This window comes from Desulfosalsimonas sp. (assembly GCF_055149105.1).
This window is the reverse complement of the sequence record NZ_JBSRLA010000008.1, coordinates 55,380-76,081: the sequence shown is the minus strand read 5'-3', so window position 1 is coordinate 76,081 and position 20,702 is coordinate 55,380. Positions and strand designations below refer to the sequence as shown.

The window sequence follows — 20,702 nt, the reverse complement described above, 5'->3', positions numbered from 1 at the left end:
CACCTGGAGGCATATGCTGCTAATCTCCGCTCATACCCGGCTTAGCTGGGAATGATCTGGACATAATCCCGCTTGAAAATATCCCATTTCTGGGCCTTGGGATCATACTTGGAGTTGGTGAAGCAGAACCAGTTCTCGTCATCCTGGTTCGGATAGTCCGACTGATAGTAGAAGCCCGGGTACCGGGTTTCCTTGCGGAACTGGATGTGACGCAGATGGGATTCCACCGTCCAGATGCGGTGATAGATTTCCCAGGCGCGCATCAGCTCATGCAGGTCGCCGGCGGCCAGTTTTTCGCAGTCTTCACGCATGACTTCCAGCATATCCATGACGATCTCAAGGTTTTTGCTGGTGGTTTCATAGAAGGTAGCGGTTCCTGCGCCGTATTCATGGGTGGCCTTCATCAGCCGGTACATCATGCCCTCGGGCTTGAGGTAGTTCGGGTTGATGTTTTCAGCCGTGGTGTATTCGAAGTTGTCCAGGTAGGTCCGGACCGGCTTGTAGACCATATCCACGATCTCGTCCTTGCTCAGGGCCAATTCGGGGGTGTGGTCAGCGTGATCCTTGGCGTAACGGACCATCTGCTTGGCGGCCATACGTCCTTCAGCATGGGAGCCGGAGGAGAATTTGTGGCCGGAGCAGCCCACGCCGTCGCCGGCGGTGAACAGACCGTTGACAGTGGTCATGCGGTTGTAGACCTTGCCGTTGTCCGCCTTGATCTTGAAAGCATCCGGAACCCAGTCATAATCCGGGCCGGAGGTCCACAGACCGCAGCAGCCCGAGTGCGAACCCAGCAGGTACGGCTCGGTGGGCATGATCTCGGAGTTTTTCTTTTCCGGTTCGGTGTTGGTGGCGCACCACAGGTTGGCCTGGCCACATGTCATGTCCAGGAAGTCTTCCCAGGCTTCGGACTCAAGATGTTTGAGTTCCTTCTTGTCCAGGGATTTGCCCAGTTCTGCCAGAGCGGTCACGGTGTCCATGAGGATCGGACCGCGACCGGCCTTCATCTCAAAGAGCATCAGGTGGTTACGCAGACAGGTCGGGGTGATGGCGGCAGTGCCGTACGGCGCATAGAATTCAAGCTCTTTTTTGGCTGCGTCGCTGGCAACATAGGATTCGCCCAGACCGTTGAGGGCTTTGGCCTTAAACAGCAGGAACCATGCACCCACCGGACCGTAACCATCTTTGAAGCGCGCCGGGGTGAACCGGTTTTCCATCATGGACAGCTCGGCGCCGACCTTCATGCACAGGGTATAGGTGGAACCGGAGTTCCATACCGGATACCATGCACGGCCCTTGCCTTCGCCCACTGACCGCGGCTGGTAAATGTTGACTGCGCCGCCGCAGGCCACCATCATGGTTTTGGCCTTGATGATGTAGACTTTGTTTTCACGCACGGAGAAACCGACCGCACCGGCGATCTGGTTTTCCTTGTTTTTGTCGAGCAGCAGTTCAACGATAAAGACCCGCTCCAGGATGTTGTCGTCGCCCAGGGCCTTTTTGGCGGCTTCGGCAACGATCCGCTTATAGGATTCGCCGTTGATCATGATCTGCCATTTACCCGTGCGGACAGGCTGTGCACCGGACTTCAGGGAGCCCTGTTTCAGACCCTTTTTGCCGTCGAGGTTCTTGCCTTCCGGGGATTTCTTCCATACGGGCAGCCCCCACTCCTCAAACAGATGAACAGAGTCATCCACGTGGCAGCCCAGGTCAAAGATCAGGTCTTCGCGGACAATGCCCATCAGGTCGTTTCTGACCATGCGGACGTAATCATCCGGGGTGTTATCCCCGAGATAAGTATTGATTGCGGAAAGCCCCTGAGCCACAGCACCGGAGCGCTCCAGCGCGGCCTTGTCCACGAGCAGAACGGATTCGCTGTCAGCCCACTTTTTTGCCTCAAAAGCAGCGCCGCAAGCCGCCATGCCGCCGCCTACAATCAGGACGTCGACTTCTTTCTCCACAACTTCCGGATCTCTCACGGCCTTGAGTTCACCCTTGGGTTTATTCGGTAATGCCATCTTATATCCTCCTTAAAGATCGAATCAGTTTGAATTAATCTCGTCCGTCCGGGCGAATCGGCTATACGGTCGCCTGGGGTTTGGGGACCTGGTAGCCGTCGGCTTCTTCGGTGGACAGCAGGTCGCTTTCGAGATCCTTGCCTTTCAGGTCGTTGTAGGCATTGGCTTCGCCTTCGGGAGTGGTTCGGATGGGGAACTTGAACCGTTTGACCAAGCCGTTTCTGAACTTACAGGTCCACATGACATCTTCGGTTCCCAGCATGGGATAGATGCTGCTTCCCAGAGGAACGAAATCGGCATATCCGCGGACTTCAATGGCCTGGGTGGGGCAGATTTTTACACAGGAAAAACATTCCCAGCACTGATCGGGCTCCTGGTTATAGGCTTTCATGGTGTTGGGTTCGAGGACCATCAAGTCGTTGGGACAAATGTACATACATGCTGTCTTGTCCCCGCCCTTGCAGCCGTCGCATTTTTCGGTAATGACGAAACTTGGCATTATCAACCTCCTGATTGTCAATTGTTAGTGAATGTTACCACATTTCCACTAAGTTCATGTAAAAAATCAAACTTTCCGTTGCGAGCCGTGTGCACCTCCTTTCTTATCTCACACGTAAACAAATCATTTCTTACAGATCCGTTCCATCGCATCTTTATCGGGCCCTGATAACCGGATTTCCGGTTGTCTTTTGCCTAACTGCTTAATTTTTAAAGAAAATTAATCTATTCCACACTTACCGTGCCGAAAGTATTTTTTTAGCACCCGCCCCCTGCCTTGTCAAGGAATTTCAGCGCCCAAATTCCGGCGCAAATCCGCTGTGTTAGGCAACCGGAAAACCCTCAACATATAGATTTAAAATACTCAGTAAGCACTATATATCGTTTCCATTTGACGGCGCAGATTTGTAAATCCTGGGGATCCGGGCGGAAATCCGGGATAAAACCTCGTAATGGATGGTGCCCAGCGTATGTGCCAGATGATCCACGGCCAGCGTTCCACGGGTGTCCCGGCCGAAGATCAGAACAGGTTCACCGCAGGCCGGATCCGGCACAGCGCCGACATCTATCATTGTGTGATCCATGCATACCCGGCCGATTACCGGTGCCGGAAATCCGCGGAGCAACATTTTTCCCCTGGAGGAAAAATGCCGGTCATAACCGTCCGCATACCCGATGGGCACAGTAGCAATGACGGTTTTTTTCCGGGTTTGCTCCGTCCACCCGTAACTGACCCTGAAACCCGGGTCCACGCTTTTTAGATGAACGATTCTGGCGCGCAGGCTCATGGCGGGCGCCAGGTGAATCCCGGACTGTTCCGCCTCTTGGGACGGATAACATCCATATATGCTGATGCCCGGGCGCACCATGTCCAGATGGGTTTCGGGAAGATTGATGGCAGCTGCGCTGTTTGCCGCATGGCGCACTGAAAAAGTGATACCGCGGCGTTCCAGGACCGACAAAATCTGCAAAAACACCTCCAGCTGCCGGCGTGTTCCCGCCGGATCCGGACTGTCAGCGGTGGCAAAATGGGTGTAAACCCCTTCAGCACTCAGACCGGGCAAACTGCAGATGGCCGCAACCTCCTCTGCGGCACTCCCGCAGGCGTCCCGGGAGAAATCCGGCCATCCGGCCACGCCCAGACGCCCCATTCCGGTATCAATCTTGACATGCACCCGGATGGCCCTGCCGTATGCCTGGGCCCGCAGATCGAGATCCCGGGCGTCGGCATAAGCGTATACCGTCTGGATGAGATCAAAGTCCATGAGCTTGCCCGCCATTTCCGGGGGGGTGTGGCCGAAAATCAGGATCGGACAGGAAATGCCCGCATACCGAAGCTCCAATGCTTCGGCAAGGCGGGCCACGGCCAGGCAGTCGGCACCGGCGGACAGCGCCTGGCCGGCCACGGGTACGGCCCCGTGGCCGTAGGCGTTTGCCTTGACCACGGCCATCAGGCGGGCGTTGTTTGTCAGTCCGGCCCTGAGATTCCGGATATTTTGCGCAATGGCGGCCAGATCAATTTCCGCCCACACGTCATAAGGGATCACGGCGATTTTACCTCGAAATGATTTTTATTAAACCGGCTACACCGGCCGGTCCATGCTCCGGTAGCCGATGGCCTCCAGGATATGCGGGGGCCGGATCCGGGCGGAGGCTTCCAGATCAGCAATTGTACGGGCAATTTTGAGAATCCTGTGATAGGCCCGGGCCGAAAGACCAAGCCGGTCTGCGGCGTTTTTGACAATTTGTTCGGATTCGGCGTCAATAACGCAGTACTGCCGGATATGGCGGGTGCTCATGCCTGCGTTGGCGCGTATGGGGGATTTTTGCAAGCGCCGGACCTGAATCTTTCTTGCCGCCACAACCCGCCGGCGGATTTCAGCCGAAGGTTCCCCTGACCCCTCGCCCACAAGATCACCGTAGACCACCGCCGGCACCTCCACGTGCATATCAATACGGTCAAGCAGGGGTCCGGACAGCCGGTTTCGGTATTTTGCAATCTGGGCCGCGGAACACCGGCATTCGTGCGCCGGGTCGGAATAATAACCGCAGGGACAAGGATTCAAGGCCGCCACCAGGATAAAGTCCGAAGGATAGGTAAGGGAAGTAGAGGCCCGTGAAATGGTCACTTGCCCGTCTTCCAGGGGCTGGCGCAGCACCTCGAGGACGCTTTTTTTGAATTCCGGCAGTTCATCCAAAAACAGCACCCCGTTATGGGCCAGGCTCACCTCGCCGGGGCGCGGAATCCCGCCGCCGCCAATGAGTCCGGCATCGGAAATAGTGTGATGGGGGGCACGAAAGGGCCGTTGGGTCACCAGGGCCTGGTCTTTTGCCAGCAGCCCGGCCACACTGAAAATCTTGGTGGTCTCAATGGCCTCGGAAAAATCCATGGGCGGCACAATGCCGGCAAATCTTTTGGCCAGCATGGTTTTGCCCGAGCCCGGAGGACCGATCATCATCACATTATGGGCGCCGGCTGCGGCAATTTCCAGTGCTCTTTTGACATGGGCCTGACCGGCCACATCTGAAAAATCGGCTTCAGGGACCGCCCGGGTGTCGCTCTCTGATGCGGTCGGCTGCTGGGGAGAAATCTCCCGGGTCCGGCGGAGAAAATCAACCACCTCGGCCAAAGACCGGACCGGATAAACGTTGATTCCGTCGGTCACGGCGGCTTCCCGGCGGTTGTCGTAAGGCGCCACAAGCCCCCTGTAACCGGCCTCTTTTGCGGCAAGCACCAGGGGCAGACAACCGTTGACCGGTTTTATACGTCCGTCCAGGGCCAGTTCACCCACCAGCACGCAGGAATCTGCGGCCCCGGCCGGTATCACGCCCGAAGCCTCGAGAATTCCGACTGCGATGGGCAGATCAAACCCCGTGCCCTCCTTTTTTATATGCGCCGGGGCCAGATTCACGGTGATCCGGTCATCGGGAAACACGTAGCCGCAATTGACAATAGCGGCCTTGACCCGCTCCCGGCTTTCCCGTACCGCGGCCTCGGGAAGCCCCACGGTGGAAAACGCCGGAAGCCCACGGGCAATGTCAACCTCCGCCTCCATGAGCAGGCCGTTGATTCCCACGACTGCACCGGTAATTACCCTGGATAACACGGATGCCCCCCCTGAATCCGGGCTGAGCCGGATTTCTCTGCGCATCTTCGGTTTACTCAAACTCCGTTTGTGTGCCGGGCCAAACCATAGCAAAGCCGTAAGGCCCGAACAATTGAAAAATCCGAAAATGCCTGAAAGATCTTTTGTTTGCCGCACCTTTCGGAAAAACAACAGGGGTTTTGGAAAAAACCGGCCCGTCTCTGACATGTTGCGGTCTGCATTGCAATTTGATACAGAATCCGTTATAAAAGGATAAAATATTGACGTATGCCGGCTGAATTTGACCATAAAAACGCCGTCATGCCAATTGACCAAGCAGGACAACAAACCCTTATGGGACTTTATAAATATCAGCGGACCCTGGCTGCACCAGTGTCGTTTACCGGCCAGGGCGTGCATTCCGGAAGAACTGTACACTTAAACATTGAGCCGGCGCCGCCAAACTTCGGCATTAAATTCCGGCGTACGGATTTGCCCGCCAGGCCCACAGTGGCCGGGCATTTCAACCGGGTGGTGGACACCAGCCTGGCCACTGTCATCGGAGAAAACGGGTGCATCGTCTCGACCATCGAGCACTTGATGGCCACCTTTGCTGGACTTTCCATTGACAACGCCATCGTGGAACTCGATGATTACGAGCTGCCCATCATGGACGGCAGTGCAGCGGTATTTACCCGGGGCATACGGGAAACAGGCATTGCAGAACAAGATGCCCCGCAGTTTTACTTCTGGATTCAAAAACCGATTTTTCTGGAAGACGGGGATAAATCGGTGTGCGTCTATCCAGACCGAAAGCAGAAAATCACCTGCTCCATTGACTTTGACCATCCGGCCATCGGGCAGCAGTGCCTTGAAATTGAATTGGACGAAAAGCGGTTTGAAACCGAAATCGCCGGAGCCAGGACTTTCGGGTTCATGCATGAAATGGAGATGCTAAAATTCTACGGCCTGGCCAGGGGGGGATCACTGGACAATGCCGTGGCCATTGATAAAAACGGCGTGCTCAATGAAGACGGCCTGCGCTGGCCCGATGAATTTGTCCGGCACAAGATCCTTGACTGCATCGGCGATTTTTCCCTTCTGGGAATTCCCATTGTCGGCCACATTGTTTTACACAAATCCGGCCACAACTTTAACCACGAATTTTTAAAGACCTTTTTCAGGCATAAGCAATGCTGGAAAACCACTACCCTCGAACATTTCGAAGCAGCTGCCGGGTAAGCGGCAAGGGGCTTTGAAAGGATGCAGTTGGATCTTTTGCGTTCCGGAAAGATATTTGTGAAAAAAACACGTTTTTTTTTCCTCATTCTCCTGGCTGTTGTCCTGATCCCGGCAATGGCGCCGACGGCTGCCGGGGCCCAAAAGGCCCGGCTGACCGACATGGTGATCAGCAATACCCGGGATGATCTGCTTTTGTTTGTCACAGTTGAAGGAGCTTTTACCGAACAGATGAAACAGGCCGTTCTAAACGGTATTCCCACATCCTTTTCCTTTATTGTCCGCCTGGAGAAGATCAATGCCTTTGTGCTGCCCAACTCCCTGGTGGCGGAAAAAAAAGTTACCCATACCATCAAATATGAAAGCCTTAAAAAACAATTTGTGGTCCGCCGTTCCTGGGAGGAGAACCGAACCCTGACCACGGACAGCTTTGAAAAGGCCCGGCAATGGATGTCGGAAATCAAAAGCCTGCGGATCGCCGCGGTTGACAAACTCCAGGAAGGCAAAAAATACCGGATCCGGGCCAAAGCCAGGCTCGATACCGTGGAACTGCCCTTTTACCTGAATTATATCTTTTTTTTCGTCTCCCTGTGGGATTTTGAAACCAACTGGCACAGCATTGAATTCGGTTATTGAAAACGTGAGACCCAACCGATACATCACCCCCACCCCCCCGGATCATGAAGCTGACCGCAGGCGCCGAAAGCGCGATCTGATCATCATCGCTGTTGTTCTGGTGCTGGTGGGTCTGCTGTCGTATCTCATTGTCAAGCCCATGGTAAGGGGCATGGAGGTACCCTTTTCGAGCATGATGCTGATGTTTATCCTCATGAACATCGACATGCTCCTGATCCTGCTGCTGATCTTTCTGGTCTTCCGCAACCTGGTGAAACTTTTTTATGAAAGACGCAGCCGGATTCCCGGCACGCGGCTGCGAACCAAGCTGGTGGCCGCCTTTATCTCCCTGAGCCTGCTGCCGGCCGGTGTGCTGTTTGCCTTTTCCCTTCATTTTATCTCCAGCAGCATCGGATTCTGGTTCCAGGTCCCCATTGAACAAGCTTTGGACAATTCCCTTGCCGTGGGCCAGAGCATGTACCAGCACGTGGAGAACAACAACCGGTTTTTCCTGGAAAAAGCCGCCTATCAAATCAACAGCCGCAATCTGCTCAAGCCGGATAACAACACGAGCCTGAACAACTACATCCAGATTGTGCAGCGGGAATTTAACATCGATGCCGTGGAGGCTTACGGCGCCAACTTCAGGCGCCTTGGCTTTTCCACGGGCCCCGGGCTGCCGGACGTGGCCTTATCCGAAGTCGACGCCAATCAGCTGCAGAAATCCATGGCCACGCCTTCACCGACATGGTCCACATCGGAACTGCTTTCCCACGGAGAGCTGATCCGAAATATCGCAACAGTGCCCTACGGCGCCAAGGGCGATGAAATCAAAGGCTTTGTGGTCATCAGCGTGCTTCTGCCGCCGGATATGGCCGAGCACCTGGCATCCATATCCCGCGGCCTTGAAGAATACAAGCAGATTGAAATGCTCAAACAGCCCATCCGGCTGTCGTATTTCATCACCCTCTCGGTGGTTGCCCTGCTGGTAGTTTTCTGCGCCATCTGGTTTGGCATGTATCTTTCCCGCTCCATTACCATCCCCATCATGGAACTGGCCGAAGGGACAAGGAAACTGGCAGAGGGCGACCTGACTTACAACATCAACGTCCAGGCCGACGATGAAATGAAGATCCTGGTGGACTCGTTTAACAAAATGACCCGGGAGCTTCGATTCAACCGAAGGGAACTGGAGTTTTCCGCCAGAAAACTCTACGAGCAGAATCTGGAAATCGAGGAACGGCGCAGGTACATGGAAATTGTTTTAAACAACGTATCCGCCGGGGTCATATCCCTGGATGCCCACGGCCTGATCACCACCATCAATGCCTCGGCCGAAGAGATGCTCCGGATACAGGCCGCAGACGTTTTGAAAAAAAGCTACAGACACCTGCTGAGCGAACCCTATCCCAAGCTGGCCTCTGAAATCATGACGCACTTTTCCAGCCAGTCTGACGACAGCGTTTCCAAGGCCCTGAACCTGACCATCAACGGAAAGCGGCGGACCTTCAAGGTCAATTTCAATGCCCTGAAGGACGACGCCGGCCATCAGCTGGGCATTGTGATGGTTTTCGATGATCTGACCGAACTGGAAAAAGCCCAGCGCATGGCTGCCTGGCGGGAAGTGGCCAGAAGAATCGCCCATGAGGTGAAAAATCCCCTTACGCCCATTTCCCTGTCTGCCCAGCGGCTGAAACGCAAATACCAGAAACAGATCAATGATCCGGTGTTTGACGAATGCACCCAGACCATTATCGATCACACGGATCTGATCCGCAACCTGGTAAATGAATTTTCCTCGTTCGCCCGGTTTCCGACCGCCAATCCCTCACCCTGCGAGCTGAGCCCCATTATTTACGAATCCGTGGCCCTTTACCGGGAAGGACATCCGGAAATTGCGTTTTCGGTAAAAATCAGCCAGGACATCCCCGAGCTCAACCTGGACCGCCAGCAGATCAAGCAGGTCCTGATCAACCTGATTGACAACGCCATTGCCGCCATCCGGGAACAGGGAGAGATTTCCATTACCGCGGAATTTGCCCCGGAAGAGGAAAAAGTCCGGATTGCCGTGGCAGACACGGGAAGCGGCATCCCGGATGCGGACAAGCCTTATTTGTTTGAGCCGGATTTTACCACCAAAAAATCCGGGATGGGACTGGGGCTTGCCATTGTGGCCACAATTGTGGCAGACCATCAGGGCACCATCAGCACAGAAGACAACCAGCCCGAAGGAGCGCGGTTTATCATTGAACTGCCGGTATGACCCCGGGCGAAAAAATTTCAAACCAAGGAAAAGCCAAATGTTTCCGACCATTCTGATCGTGGATGACGAACCTTCCATTCTCCGTTCCTTAAGCGGTATTCTCATGGACGAAGGCTTTGAAACCATGACCGCAACAAACGGCTATGAAGCCCTCCAGTGCATGGAGACACAGACTCCGGACCTGGTGCTGCTCGATATCTGGATGCCGGGGTTAGACGGCATTGACACCTTAAAGGAAATCAAAAACCAGCACTCCCATGTCCAGGTAGTGATGATCACCGGCCACGGCACCATTGAAACCGCTGTCAATGCAACGAAAATGGGCGCTTATGATTTTATTGAAAAGCCCCTGAACATTGACCGGGTGATTGTGGCCATTAACAATGCATTGAATTTCCGGCGCCTGGAGGAGGAAAACCGGTTTCTGCGGAAAAAAACCATTGAAAAATACGCCATCACCGGCAGCAGCCCGGCCACCATGGAGCTCAAAAAGCAAATCCAGATTGCCGCGCCAACCGATGCCTGGATCCTGATCACCGGTGAAAACGGCACCGGAAAAGAACTGGTGGCCCGGACCATTCACCAGTTGTCGGCCCGCTGCGACAAGCCTCTGGTGGATGTTAACTGTGCGGCGTTAAACGATGAAAGCCTGGAAAGCGAACTGCTGGGCCATGAAAAGGGGGCTTTTGCCGGGGCGGCAACCAAAAAGTACGGCAAATTTGAACTGGCCCACACCGGGACTCTGTTTTTCGACGAAATCGGCGACATGGGCCTCAAGACCCAGGCCACCATACTGCGGATTCTCGAGGAAAAACAATTTCAGCGCCTGGGCGGCAGCCGCACCATTCCCATTGATGTCCGGGTGATTGCCGCGACAAACAAAAATCTGAAAAAAGCCATAGAAGAGGGTACATTCCGCGAAGATCTGTATTACCGGATCAACGTGGTGCCCATCTCAGTGCCGGCCCTGCGCGAACGCATCGAAGACATTCCGGCCCTGATCCATGTATTTCTCTCCAAAACGGCCGAAGACAACCGCACCCCGGCCAAGCAGATGGCGCCCGAGGCCGTGGAAATGCTCAAGCAGTACGACTGGCCGGGCAATGTCCGGGAACTCAAAAACCTGGTGGAGCGGTTGGACATAATGGCCGGGGATTCCATCGGGGTCAAAGACCTTCCTGCGCCTTACAACACCGCCGCCAGACCACAGGCCACCCCGGCAGCGGAACTGTTTTCCTTTGACCGGCTCAGGGATGCACAGCAGGCCTTTGAAGAGGTATTTATCATACAAAAACTCAAATCCCATGATTTTGACATCAGCAAAACCGCAAAGGCCACGGGAGCAGACAAAACCCGGGTCAAAAAGATTCAGCAGAAAATCACCCGGCAGAAGGAACCTGAAAAATGAAAATCATTGCCGGAAAAAACAGGGGCAGAAACCTGTTTTCCCTCCCGGACCGCACCACACGGCCCACTTCGGGAAAGGTCCGGGAAGCCGTGTTCAACATCTGCGCCGGGCGTGTCCACGGCGCCCGGGTGGCGGACCTGTTTGCCGGAACCGGGGCCTTTGGCCTGGAAGCCCTGAGCCGGGGGGCCGGGTATGCGGTATTTGTGGAATCCGAACGCAGGGCTGTGGCCACAATCGAAAAAAACGTAGCCGCCTGCCGCGCAGAGCAGCAGTCCAGGGTGCTGTGCCGAAACATTTTGCAGGATCCGGGATTTTTATCTTCAACCGGGCTTTTCTTTGACCTGGTGTTTCTGGATCCCCCATACAACGCCGGGGCCCTGGAGCCGGCCATAAAAAACCTGGCCGGCAGCGGTGTGCTGGCGCCGGAGGCCCTTGTGATCATCGAGCATGCGGCTGCAGATCCTCTTCCCGGGGATCTTTTCGGCCTGCAATGCACAGATCAGCGCAAATACGGAAAAACCATTGTCAGCTTTTTGTCAAATATGGTAGCAAACGGCAAATCCGATACCGGACCAACTCCGGGGCAATGACCCAAAAAGCCTTGTTTCTCATCACGTTAAAGCACTCAGGACATTGATTATGGAAAAAATCGCCATCTACCCGGGGTCATTTGACCCGGTCACCAACGGCCACCTGGACATCATTGAGCGGGGCCTGAAAATCTTTGACCGCCTCATTATCACCATACTGGAAAACCCGGCGAAAAAACTGCTTTTCTCCGTGGACGAGCGCATTGATCTGCTCACGCGATCCCTTGCCGGGTTTTCAAACGTGGAAATCGCCTCTTATGACGGCCTGCTGGTGGATTACGCCAAACAGCGCAATGCGCATGCCATTTTAAGGGGCATGCGGGCGGTGTCTGATTTTGAATACGAATTTCAGATGGCTCTGATGAACCGGCGGCTCAACCGGGAGGTGCAGACCGTATTTCTGATGACCGGATTGCGCTGGATTTTCACCAGTTCGTCCATTATCAAGGAAGCAGCCAAGTTCGGGGGCAATATTGAAAGCATGGTCCCGCCGGTGGTGCAGGAAAAACTGGAACAGCGATTTCATTGTTCCCTGGGGGGCGATTCCGAAGATTCGGATGAAACCGTCTGATGCACCGAAGACCACCGGCTTGAGATCCGCTCCATGGCCAGCACGGCCCCAAAGCCGGCAGCCATCAAAATCAGAGGGAACATCAACTCGGAAAGCACAGGCTCCGGCCAGATATTTCTTTCCGTGATCACCACCAGCTTGCCGTGAATCTGCTCTGTGACCAAAGGTTCTTTCCATGGCCAGATTTTTCGCATGGAGCCCAGCATCAGGCCGGTCAGAGAAGCAATGGCCAGATCGGGCCGGGTGTCGAGCACGTATTTGAGCAGCCGGGCAAACCCGGCCAGCCCAACGGCGCATCCCGCGGCCAGAACCGCGAGCATGCCCAGGTTTGCCGGGACAAAGGGGTTTTCCACCAGGCCCAGGACATATTCATACTTGCCGAGAATCAACAGGATAAATGCACCGCTCAACCCGGGCAAAATCATTGCGCAGACCGCCACCATCCCGGACAAGAACACGAACCAAACCGTTTCAGGGGTTTGTGCCGGCACCAGACCCACAACGTACCACGCGGCTGCAGCCCCGGCACAAAACCCCGCAGCCGGCCCTGCAGTCCATTCCGTCACCCGGCGCCCCACCGCCCAGATCGAAGCGGCGATCAGGCCGAAAAAAAGACTCCAGGTGGGCACGGGATGATGGGCCAGCAGATAGTTCATCACCCGGGCCAGGCTGAACACCGCAATGCCGATGCCGCAAAACAGGCTCAAAAGAAAGCGGAGATGCACCCCGGCCAAAGCGCCCTTGATATCCAAAACAAGCAGACGGTGTATGGCGCGGGCGTCAACGGATTTGACTGCAGCCAGCAGGTCCTGATAAATGCCGGTGATCAATGCAATGGTGCCGCCGGAAACCCCGGGTACGGTATCGGCCGCCCCCATGCATGCACCCTTGACCGCCAGGAAAACGGCAGCGCCTTTGGAACGGGGTCCGGGGGGGTCCATAAACACGGATTTCCAGGTTTTGGCGCGGGGACCTGAACTCAAGCGTCTCTCCACCCGTACTGACCCACAAGCCGAACAAACCGGCATCCACCCAGTTCGCTCTGATGCAGGCCCTGGTCTTCCTTGACAACCTTGATCATTTTCTGGGAAAGGGAAGAGCCTACGGGAATCACCATGCGCCCGCCAATGGCCAGCTGGTCCACGAGGGGTTTGGGGATTTCAGGGGCACCGGCTGTAACCATGATGGCATCAAACGGGCTTTCCTCCCGCCAGCCGATAGTGCCGTCGGAATAACGGGCAATAATGTTGTAGTAACCAAGACCTTCAAACATTTTGCGGGCGCTTTCATAAAGGGTCCGGTTGCGTTCAATGGTGTAGACCCGGTAGGCGATTTCCGCGAGCACGGCCGCCTGGTAGCCCGAACCCGTACCGATTTCAAGCACCCGGTCGTCCTGGTTAAGCTGCAGGGCTTCGGTCATCATGGCTACGATATAGGGCTGAGAAATGGTCTGCTGCTCGCCGATGGGCAGGGGATGATCATTGTAAGCCTGGTCCATGAGGGCTTCGTTTACAAACAGGTGACGGGGAACCCGCCGCATGGCCGCAAGGGTCCCGGGATCGCTCACCCCACGGGTTTCGATCTGGTTTTTGACCATGGCTTCGCGCTGGCGCTGATATCGTCGGGAGTCACCTTCCATAATACATCGATAATTATCAATTTCCCCTGGCCCCGTCAAGCAGTTAAACCGCACCAGCAGGGGAAAAGGGATAAAAAAGTCTTGTTATTTAAACTGCGTCGGCGTATTGCAGGGCCCTATGCAAACACAAACCAGAAAAAGCGGTAGACCAATGAAATGGATTCAAACCCGTGTAACATTTGAGTCGTCAGATCCCGAGTCCGCGGCCGCCATGATAACCGATATCTTCTGCGATCTGGGCCTGCAGGGCGTAATCGTGGAAAGCCCGGATGCAGACCCGGAACTGGACTGGGCCGACGATTCACTGCCCCGGCCGCGGCAGAATGCAGTGATCGGCTTTTTCAGAGCAGATGACCAATTGGAACAAAACCGCCGTAAGCTGGAAGACGCCCTTTGCCGGCTGCCGGCATCTGTTGCGGACGCATGCTCGACCCGTTACAGCGACGTGGATGAGCAGGACTGGGCCGAATCCTGGAAGGCCCATTTTCATCCGGTGCGCATCTCCGAGCGCCTGGTGGTCAAGCCTTCCTGGCGGGATTTTCAAGCCGGCGGCGATGATATCGTCATTGAGCTTGATCCGGGCATGGCCTTTGGCACGGGAACCCACCCCACGACAGCATTGTGCATGCGCCTAATCGAAGGCCACCTGCGGCCAGGGGCCCGGGTACTGGACGTGGGTACCGGTTCGGGGATTTTGCTGGTGGTCGCGGCAAAACTGGGGGCAGCACAGCTTGAAGGCATTGACTGTGATCCCGTGGCCGTGGATGTTGCCGGACAGAATCTGCTGGCAAACCGGGTCTGCGAGAACTGCTTTTACCTGCACACCGGGGATCTGGTGGCAGACACCCAGGGCGGTTTTGACCTGGTGGTGGCCAACATCCTGACCCAGACCATCCTTCCCATGATCCCCGACATTCCGGTACTGCTCACCGGGGATAAAATTTTTATCACCTCCGGGATTATCGAGGAAAACCTGGATATAATTATTGGGGCTCTTGAAAAACAGGGGTTTACCATACTTGAAGTGCTCAATGAAGACGGCTGGGTGGCCATCGCCGCAAAACTTTCTTAAATCAGAGATTGGAAACGTTTTTCAAAAATTCCGGCCGGAAACGATTTCAGAAGCCGGCACCAGCCGAACCTGTTTTTTGATCTCCGGCAGTTTTTCGGTCAATACCTCGTAGGTTTCCGGATAGGGGTGTCCGATGCCCACGGCCTTGCCGTTTTTACGGGCAACAGCCACAAGCCGGTCAAGCTGGCCGCGGATAAAATCGACCTCAGGCACATGATCAAGAAAAACGTCGCGCCTGGCAAAGGGCACCTGAAACAACCGGGCAGACGAACCGGACCGGCTGTCTGCTGCGGTGAGGCTGTCAATGTAAAACAGCTTGTTTTTTTTGATAATCGATAAAATCTGGTTCATCTGGGCCGAATCCGCGCTCATTTTCGATCCCATGTGATTGTTAACCCCTGAAATATGGGGCACCTCATTGAGGTGGGATTTTAACAGCCCGATGCGTTCATCTGCTGACATTCCGGTCAGCAGGGCCCCCGGACCCGGGTCCACCTCCGGATATTCCCTGGGCTCCATGGGCAGATGAAGCATGACCTGGCACCCCCTGTTGTGTGCGCTTTCGGCAATCTTCCGCTGAAACGGACTTTGGGGCAGAATTGAATAGGTCAAAGGACAGTCAAGGGACAAAAAGTTTGCGGCCACATCCATTTCATAGCCCATATCATCAATGATAATGGCCACCATGGGCCGGCGGTCCGGGATTTGGACTGACGGCGGCGCAACCGGGTCCGGCTCCGGAGCTGGAGGCGGCTCTGGGGGAAAAACTTCAAAATCCGGGGTCACACCCTCCTTGACCGTTTGGGGATGGAGCACCTTGACCGGCTCCGGCGAGCGTGACGCCCGGGTGGACTCCACTGCAGCACCATCGGTTTGATCCGGCCTGAGTTCAAACCGGTAATAGCCGGCAATGGCCACCACCACGGCCACAATGGCCACAAAGACCAAAAGATCCCATTTCAGGCCCCGGGCCTGAGTTTTCTGTGTCTTCGAACTCCGGGTCCGGGTCTTTTTCTGACTGTCTGCGCCTGTTTTTTTTCTGGTGGCTGTCTTTTGCCTGCCAGTGGATTTTTTTGTCTTTGTCCCGCTGCTGGATTTTTTTGCCGCACCGGATTTGGTTTTCCGGCTGGTGCTTTTCTTTTCCGTCATCTGGCTGAGCTGTTTCCTGTTTTCTCGATAACTGGGTTTTCGGTAAACGAATCCGGATCAATCGCCCATGGCGGAAAAGAGCTCGTATCCCCGCAAAATTTCATAAGCCCGGTTGATCTGGGAATCGAGCATTAAGGCATCCGGACTCCGATCACTGTGCTCGTATAAAGAATCGCGCAGACGCATCAGTTTTTGCACATCGGTTTCATCCTCTTTTTGCGCATCCCCGGCCTCTTTTCCGTCGCTCTCAGAAGGCTCGGGTTCCTGGCCGTCTTGTTCAAGCTCCATTTTCCCGGGAAGATGATTTTTCAGGTCCCCTTCCTTGATCCGCCGGGCATCCAAGCCCCCGGATTTTTCATCCAGCAGGCGGCGTTTGACCACCAGGTCCGGATGAATACCCTCGGCCTGGATGGAAACCCCCTTGGGGGTATAATAGCGGGCAACCGTGTATTTCAGCCCGTATCCGTTGCGAAGGGGCCGGACCGTCTGCACAGAGCCCTTGCCAAAAGAAGTGGTGCCCAGAACCAGGGCGCGGCCGTTGTCCCGCAGGGCCCCGGCCATGATTTCCGCAGCGCTTGCGCTGCCGCCGTTGATCAGGACCACAATGGGATAATCGGGTTCCTGGTCATCGTCTTCGGCCCTGTAGACGCTTTCCTCTTTTTGGTCCCGTCCCCGAATGGAAACGATTCTGCCTTCGGCCAGAAACACATCAGACAAAGACACCGCCTGGGTCAGCAGTCCGCCCGGGTTGTCGCGCAGGTCCAGAATCAGGCCCTTTAGCGGGTCTGCATTTTTCTCCAGGTCTGCCAGGGCCTTTTTGACCTCGTCGGTGGTGTTTTCCCGGAAATTGGTCACCCACAGATATCCGTAGCCCGGCTGAAGGATAATATGGCGAACGCTGTCCATGGGAATCACGGCCCGGACCAGTGTGAATTCCAGTGGCTCGGGCTCGCCTTCGCGCACCACCGTGATCTGAAGTTCTGTGCCGGGCTCGCCCCGCATCTGCTTGACCGCCTCCCACAGCATCATGTCCTGGGTGGATTCGCCCTCCACCTTGACAATCAAGTCATTGGCCTGAATACCCGCCTTGTAGGCCGGGGTGCCCTCGATGGGGGAGACCACTGTCAGCTGTCCGTTTTCCTTGGTGATCACAATGCCGATACCCCCGAAATCCCCCCGGGTTTCACTCTGGAGGCTTTCGAAGGCTTCGGGCGGCATGAACGTGGAATGCGGATCCAGGCTTTCGACCATGCCGTGGATGGCTTCTTCGATGAGCTCCCGGGTATCCACCGGCTCCACGTAATTTTTCTCCAGTTCCTCGATCACGTCGGAAAACAGTTTCAGGCCCTCATAAGTATCTGCTTTTGACAGCTCTCCGTGAACACTGGAGGCCAGCAGGAAAACAACAGCCGCCAGAGCCAGCAGAAACCCTTTTCGGACGGGAGATTTTTTTTCAGAATGCATTGATCACTCCTTTATCCGTTATCTGACTGAATGGATGAATCGATCCATTTTAAGGGATCCACCGGCTTTCCCTGATGGCGGACCTCAAAATAAAGCGCCGGACCGCCCCTGGAGCCGGTATCGCCCACCGTGGCGATCACCTGTCCGGTCTTGACCGTTTCCCCCTGAGCGCAGAAAAGATCACTGATATGGGCATAGACCGTATGATAGTGTTCCCCGTGAGATAAAATCACCACCTGGCCGTACCCCCTGAGCCAGTCGGCATACGCCACTTTTCCGTCAAAAACGGCCCGTACGGGTGCGCCCCGGGCCGAGTTCAACTCCAACCCATTGGAATAATTCATAACTCCTGAATCCGAAGTTACGGTTTTTCCGAATTTGGAGGTAATCTTACCCTGAACCGGCATCTTTAGCAAGCCCCGATGAGAAGCAAAATCCCCGTCATCCGATTCGTTTTCTGTTTTCAGGGCTGATATGGTTTTTTCCAGCCGCGCAGCCGCATCCCTCAGGGATTCAAGGGTTTGCTGCCGCCCGGACTTCCGGTTTTCCAAAGACGCGATCATCTGCCGGCGCTGGTTGCGCTTTTGGGCCAGCCGCGTGAGCGTCTCTTCGTATTCCAAAACCACCTGCTCCTGTTTTTCCCGCTCATGGCGCAAACCGGCAAGCACGTTGTCCAGTTCCTGTTTTTTGTCCTGCATTTGCTGCAGCACGGCTTCATCATGGCCCACCACCCTCTCAATGGCGGCTTTTCGCAAAAACAACTGGCTTGCGGATTCCGCGGTTGCCAGAAGATTCATCCGCCCCAGCCGGCAGAGCTTGTACAAGGCAATGATACGATCATTGGCATGGGTCTTTCGCTGCTCCAGGTCCCGGCGCAGTTGCCGGGCCTCGTTTTCAAGCATGCGTATCCTGGCGCCGGTTTCTTCAGCCTCTTTCATCAGGGACTGCAGCTTCCGCCGATTTTGGGCGGCCTCCCGGTCCAGGGTTTCCAGGTCTTTTGTCAGCACGCTTTTTTTTTGGGAAACCGCCTTTAGTTCTTTTTGCTTTTCCCGGATACGGCGCTCGATTTCCCGCGCCCGGGCCATGGCCAGTTCCAGCTCCTTATCTGTTTGATCCGTGACCCGGTGCTCGGCGAATCTTTCCACATATTTGCCGTGGCCGTAAATATAACCCAGGGTTTCGCCGGCTGCCACCTGCAGCCAATCCCCTTTTTCCATGAGCACACGCACGCGCTCGTTTTTTTCCAGCACCCGGATGACCCGGGCGTCTGTGTCCGGGGCGGCGCGCACGTTTAACCTGTCGGTCTGCACCACCGCGTACTGCTGCAGCCGGGTGCCGTATGCCGGGGCTGCGGCAAAAACCACAGCCAGACAGAGCACAATGAATCTTAAATACGAAGGAATCGACGGACGGTGAACCAGCATCCTACCCACCCCACAAACATGCTCGCCATAAGGATCATAAAAATCCATCCAAGGGAAAGAAAGCGGATCTGAAACACCGGCAGCAGACCTCCGGGAGAAACCTGGGGCATCACCGACAAAAAGGCCGCATACAAAAGGGCCAGGCCCGCCACAGCCCCGCAAAACCCCAGCAGCATTGATTCCAGATAAAGGGGGTATTTCACAAATTCTTCATCCGCCCCAATGATCCGGGTGATCTCGATTTCCTCCTGGCGCGAATAAAGGATCAGCCTGAACGTATTGGCCCCGATAAACATGATGGCCACAATCACCAGGGCCGCCATCACGGCCGCGGTCATGCGGAACAGATTATAAACCCCGTAAAAGCGGTGAAGCCAGTTGCGCCCGTACTCCACGTCTGCAACTTCTGCCCTGGCGGCAACGGCTTTGGCAAGCGCATCAAAGGCATCCGCGCCGCTCAAACCCTGTTCCGGGCGGATTTCCAGGGCATCGGGCAGGGGGTTTTCCGAAAGATCGGCCAGCAGATCCGTCTGCCCCCCAATCTGCTCCTTGAGCCACTGAAGGCCCTCTTCTCCGGAAACATGGGATACCGAAGCCACCTCCGGTTTTTGCTCCAGTTCATCGGCCAGGGCCAGGGCCTGCTGCCCGGAGATATCGGATTTAAGATAGGCTGTGATGCGCACGCCCTGCTGCCAGGCGTCCATGAGCGCGCCGGCATTGACCAGAAACAGGCCAAATGCGCTGACAATGAACACGGCCAGGGAAACGGTGAGAAAGCAGGTGCCGTGAAGAAAGCGGTGGCGGACAAAATCGGCCGCAGCCCGGCGAAACATATCCATCATGGACACTCCCCGCCGGCATTTCCGGCAGCATCAGCCACCTGCCGCCCGCCTTGCAGCCGGATCACCCGGGTGTCAAACCGGGAAATCAGCTCCCGGTCATGGGTGGTGATCAGCACCGTGGCCCCCCTGGCATGGGCGGCGCACAAAAGCCGCAGCACCCTTTCGGCCGCATCCGGATCCAGGCTCGCGGTGGGCTCGTCAGCCAGGATGATCCTGGGCTTGCCCACCATGGCCCGGGCCACGGCCGCCCGCTGCTTTTCCCCGCCGGACAGGGTCGGAGGGTAGGCCTTTGCCTGATCTGCCAGGCCCACCAGTTCCAGCAGGTCCTCGACCCGACGGCGAATCTCGGTGCGGGACTTAAACCCGGCCGCTTCCATGACCAGGGCCACGTTCCGGAAAACATTGAGATGGGCAATCAGCTTGAAATCCTGAAAAATCACCCCGATTTTTCGGCGCAGCACCGGGATCTGCCGGCGGTGCATGCGGGTGAGGTTCATGCCGTCGACAATGGCATATCCGCTGCTCATGCGCTCTCCCATGTACAACAGCTTGATCAGGGTGGATTTGCCCGCACCGCTGGGGCCGGTGATAAACAAAAACTCGTTTGTCTCCACGTCAAAGCTCAAATCGTGCAGGGCCCAGCTGTCTCCAAAATGCTTGGAAACCTGGTAGAAGCGGATAATCCGGTTGTCCAGGGGGTCTGTTTGAGTCATGGTTTATATTGACGGCAGGCCTGTTTCCTGTTATTGCTCAATTCAATCGTGCAGGGAGGGCTGCTCCGGTTTTTCCTGACACACCCCCACTGAGGCTTATTTGATACGGCT

Annotated in this window: 18 protein-coding genes; 7 read left to right on the top strand and 11 right to left on the bottom strand. The window is 55.6% G+C overall.

Features of this window, described 5'->3' with window-relative positions:
• Positions 1-41: 41 nt before the first annotated feature.
• From aprA to ACTCIA_RS03275, 4 genes are all read right to left on the bottom strand, one after another.
• Positions 42-2,018 carry an adenylyl-sulfate reductase subunit alpha gene (gene aprA, locus ACTCIA_RS03290; protein WP_463000375.1) on the bottom strand — a complete coding sequence of 659 codons (1,977 nt, stop codon included), beginning with the start codon at positions 2,016-2,018 and terminating at the stop codon, positions 42-44.
• Positions 2,019-2,079: 61 nt separating this feature from the next.
• Positions 2,080-2,517 (bottom strand): adenylyl-sulfate reductase subunit beta, encoded by a 438-nt coding sequence (gene aprB, locus ACTCIA_RS03285; RefSeq protein WP_181549778.1) that lies wholly within the window; start codon positions 2,515-2,517, stop codon positions 2,080-2,082.
• Between the two features lie 373 nt (positions 2,518-2,890).
• Positions 2,891-4,063, bottom strand: a complete 1,173-nt coding sequence (gene alr / locus ACTCIA_RS03280) for an alanine racemase (protein WP_463000374.1) — start codon at positions 4,061-4,063, stop codon at positions 2,891-2,893.
• 36 nt (positions 4,064-4,099) lie between these two features.
• A complete protein-coding gene (locus tag ACTCIA_RS03275; RefSeq protein WP_463000373.1) occupies positions 4,100-5,683 on the bottom strand; it encodes a YifB family Mg chelatase-like AAA ATPase in 1,584 nt (527 codons plus the stop codon).
• 273 nt (positions 5,684-5,956) lie between these two features.
• On the opposite strand from ACTCIA_RS03275, the gene lpxC reads away from it, so the two are divergent.
• The 6 genes from lpxC to coaD are packed head-to-tail and all read left to right on the top strand — an operon-like array spanning position 5,957 to position 12,288.
• On the top strand, positions 5,957-6,844 hold the full coding sequence (gene lpxC / locus ACTCIA_RS03270; RefSeq protein WP_463000372.1) for a UDP-3-O-acyl-N-acetylglucosamine deacetylase: 888 nt from the start codon (positions 5,957-5,959) through the stop codon (positions 6,842-6,844).
• A 57-nt stretch (positions 6,845-6,901) separates the two neighbouring features.
• On the top strand, positions 6,902-7,477 hold the full coding sequence (locus ACTCIA_RS03265) for a DUF4390 domain-containing protein (RefSeq protein ID WP_463000371.1): 576 nt from the start codon (positions 6,902-6,904) through the stop codon (positions 7,475-7,477).
• Between the two features lie 4 nt (positions 7,478-7,481).
• The gene (locus tag ACTCIA_RS03260; protein ID WP_463000370.1) at positions 7,482-9,719 is read left to right on the top strand and encodes a sensor histidine kinase; all 2,238 of its coding nucleotides are present in this window, start codon (positions 7,482-7,484) and stop codon (positions 9,717-9,719) included.
• Between the two features lie 37 nt (positions 9,720-9,756).
• Entirely contained in the window at positions 9,757-11,127 is a 1,371-nt protein-coding gene (locus ACTCIA_RS03255; RefSeq protein WP_463000369.1) for a sigma-54-dependent transcriptional regulator, read from the top strand.
• Complete coding sequence (gene rsmD / locus ACTCIA_RS03250) at positions 11,124-11,717, top strand: 16S rRNA (guanine(966)-N(2))-methyltransferase RsmD (protein WP_463000368.1); 594 nt, start codon at positions 11,124-11,126, stop codon at positions 11,715-11,717. Before ACTCIA_RS03255 ends, rsmD begins: the two co-directional genes overlap by 4 nt.
• Before the next feature lie 49 nt (positions 11,718-11,766).
• Entirely contained in the window at positions 11,767-12,288 is a 522-nt protein-coding gene (coaD, locus tag ACTCIA_RS03245) for a pantetheine-phosphate adenylyltransferase (RefSeq protein WP_463000367.1), read from the top strand.
• Here coaD and ACTCIA_RS03240 read toward each other — a convergent pair.
• Complete coding sequence (locus tag ACTCIA_RS03240) at positions 12,240-13,271, bottom strand: DUF368 domain-containing protein (protein WP_463000366.1); 1,032 nt, start codon at positions 13,269-13,271, stop codon at positions 12,240-12,242. The genes coaD and ACTCIA_RS03240 overlap by 49 nt on opposite strands.
• The gene (locus ACTCIA_RS03235; protein ID WP_410270157.1) at positions 13,268-13,927 is read right to left on the bottom strand and encodes a protein-L-isoaspartate(D-aspartate) O-methyltransferase; all 660 of its coding nucleotides are present in this window, start codon (positions 13,925-13,927) and stop codon (positions 13,268-13,270) included. The genes ACTCIA_RS03240 and ACTCIA_RS03235 overlap by 4 nt, the downstream gene beginning before the upstream one ends.
• Positions 13,928-14,078: 151 nt before the next feature.
• On the opposite strand from ACTCIA_RS03235, the gene prmA reads away from it, so the two are divergent.
• The gene (gene prmA, locus ACTCIA_RS03230) at positions 14,079-14,999 is read left to right on the top strand and encodes a 50S ribosomal protein L11 methyltransferase (protein WP_463000365.1); all 921 of its coding nucleotides are present in this window, start codon (positions 14,079-14,081) and stop codon (positions 14,997-14,999) included.
• A 21-nt stretch (positions 15,000-15,020) separates the two neighbouring features.
• On the opposite strand, the gene ACTCIA_RS03225 is transcribed toward prmA, so the two are convergent.
• The 5 genes from ACTCIA_RS03225 to ftsE are packed head-to-tail and all read right to left on the bottom strand — an operon-like array spanning position 15,021 to position 20,591.
• Positions 15,021-16,148: a divergent polysaccharide deacetylase family protein gene (locus ACTCIA_RS03225; RefSeq protein ID WP_463000364.1), complete on the bottom strand. Its 1,128-nt coding sequence runs from the start codon at positions 16,146-16,148 to the stop codon at positions 15,021-15,023.
• A 57-nt stretch (positions 16,149-16,205) separates the two neighbouring features.
• Complete coding sequence (locus ACTCIA_RS03220) at positions 16,206-17,612, bottom strand: S41 family peptidase (protein ID WP_463000363.1); 1,407 nt, start codon at positions 17,610-17,612, stop codon at positions 16,206-16,208.
• A gap of 11 nt (positions 17,613-17,623) precedes the next feature.
• Positions 17,624-19,036, bottom strand: a complete 1,413-nt coding sequence (locus ACTCIA_RS03215) for a peptidoglycan DD-metalloendopeptidase family protein (RefSeq protein ID WP_463000362.1) — start codon at positions 19,034-19,036, stop codon at positions 17,624-17,626.
• Complete coding sequence (locus tag ACTCIA_RS03210) at positions 19,000-19,878, bottom strand: cell division protein FtsX (protein ID WP_463000361.1); 879 nt, start codon at positions 19,876-19,878, stop codon at positions 19,000-19,002. The genes ACTCIA_RS03215 and ACTCIA_RS03210 overlap by 37 nt, the downstream gene beginning before the upstream one ends.
• Positions 19,875-20,591: a cell division ATP-binding protein FtsE gene (gene ftsE, locus ACTCIA_RS03205; RefSeq protein ID WP_463000360.1), complete on the bottom strand. Its 717-nt coding sequence runs from the start codon at positions 20,589-20,591 to the stop codon at positions 19,875-19,877. Before ftsE ends, ACTCIA_RS03210 begins: the two co-directional genes overlap by 4 nt.
• Positions 20,592-20,702 lie beyond the last annotated feature (111 nt).

Excerpts from the sequence above, each read along its gene's own strand:
- rsmD (WP_463000368.1), top strand. The coding sequence starts at position 11,124 with ATGAAAATCATTGCCGGAAAAAACAGGGGCAGAAACCTGTTTTCCCTC.
- ftsE (WP_463000360.1), bottom strand. The coding sequence starts at position 20,591 with ATGACTCAAACAGACCCCCTGGACAACCGGATTATCCGCTTCTACCAG.
- ACTCIA_RS03235 (WP_410270157.1), bottom strand. The coding sequence starts at position 13,927 with ATGGAAGGTGACTCCCGACGATATCAGCGCCAGCGCGAAGCCATGGTC.
- prmA (WP_463000365.1), top strand. The coding sequence starts at position 14,079 with ATGAAATGGATTCAAACCCGTGTAACATTTGAGTCGTCAGATCCCGAG.
- ACTCIA_RS03225 (WP_463000364.1), bottom strand. The coding sequence starts at position 16,148 with ATGACGGAAAAGAAAAGCACCAGCCGGAAAACCAAATCCGGTGCGGCA.
- ACTCIA_RS03215 (WP_463000362.1), bottom strand. The coding sequence starts at position 19,036 with ATGCTGGTTCACCGTCCGTCGATTCCTTCGTATTTAAGATTCATTGTG.
- ACTCIA_RS03210 (WP_463000361.1), bottom strand. The coding sequence starts at position 19,878 with ATGATGGATATGTTTCGCCGGGCTGCGGCCGATTTTGTCCGCCACCGC.
- ACTCIA_RS03220 (WP_463000363.1), bottom strand. The coding sequence starts at position 17,612 with ATGCATTCTGAAAAAAAATCTCCCGTCCGAAAAGGGTTTCTGCTGGCT.
- aprB (WP_181549778.1), bottom strand. The coding sequence starts at position 2,517 with ATGCCAAGTTTCGTCATTACCGAAAAATGCGACGGCTGCAAGGGCGGG.
- ACTCIA_RS03255 (WP_463000369.1), top strand. The coding sequence starts at position 9,757 with ATGTTTCCGACCATTCTGATCGTGGATGACGAACCTTCCATTCTCCGT.
- coaD (WP_463000367.1), top strand. The coding sequence starts at position 11,767 with ATGGAAAAAATCGCCATCTACCCGGGGTCATTTGACCCGGTCACCAAC.
- aprA (WP_463000375.1), bottom strand. The coding sequence starts at position 2,018 with ATGGCATTACCGAATAAACCCAAGGGTGAACTCAAGGCCGTGAGAGAT.
- lpxC (WP_463000372.1), top strand. The coding sequence starts at position 5,957 with ATGGGACTTTATAAATATCAGCGGACCCTGGCTGCACCAGTGTCGTTT.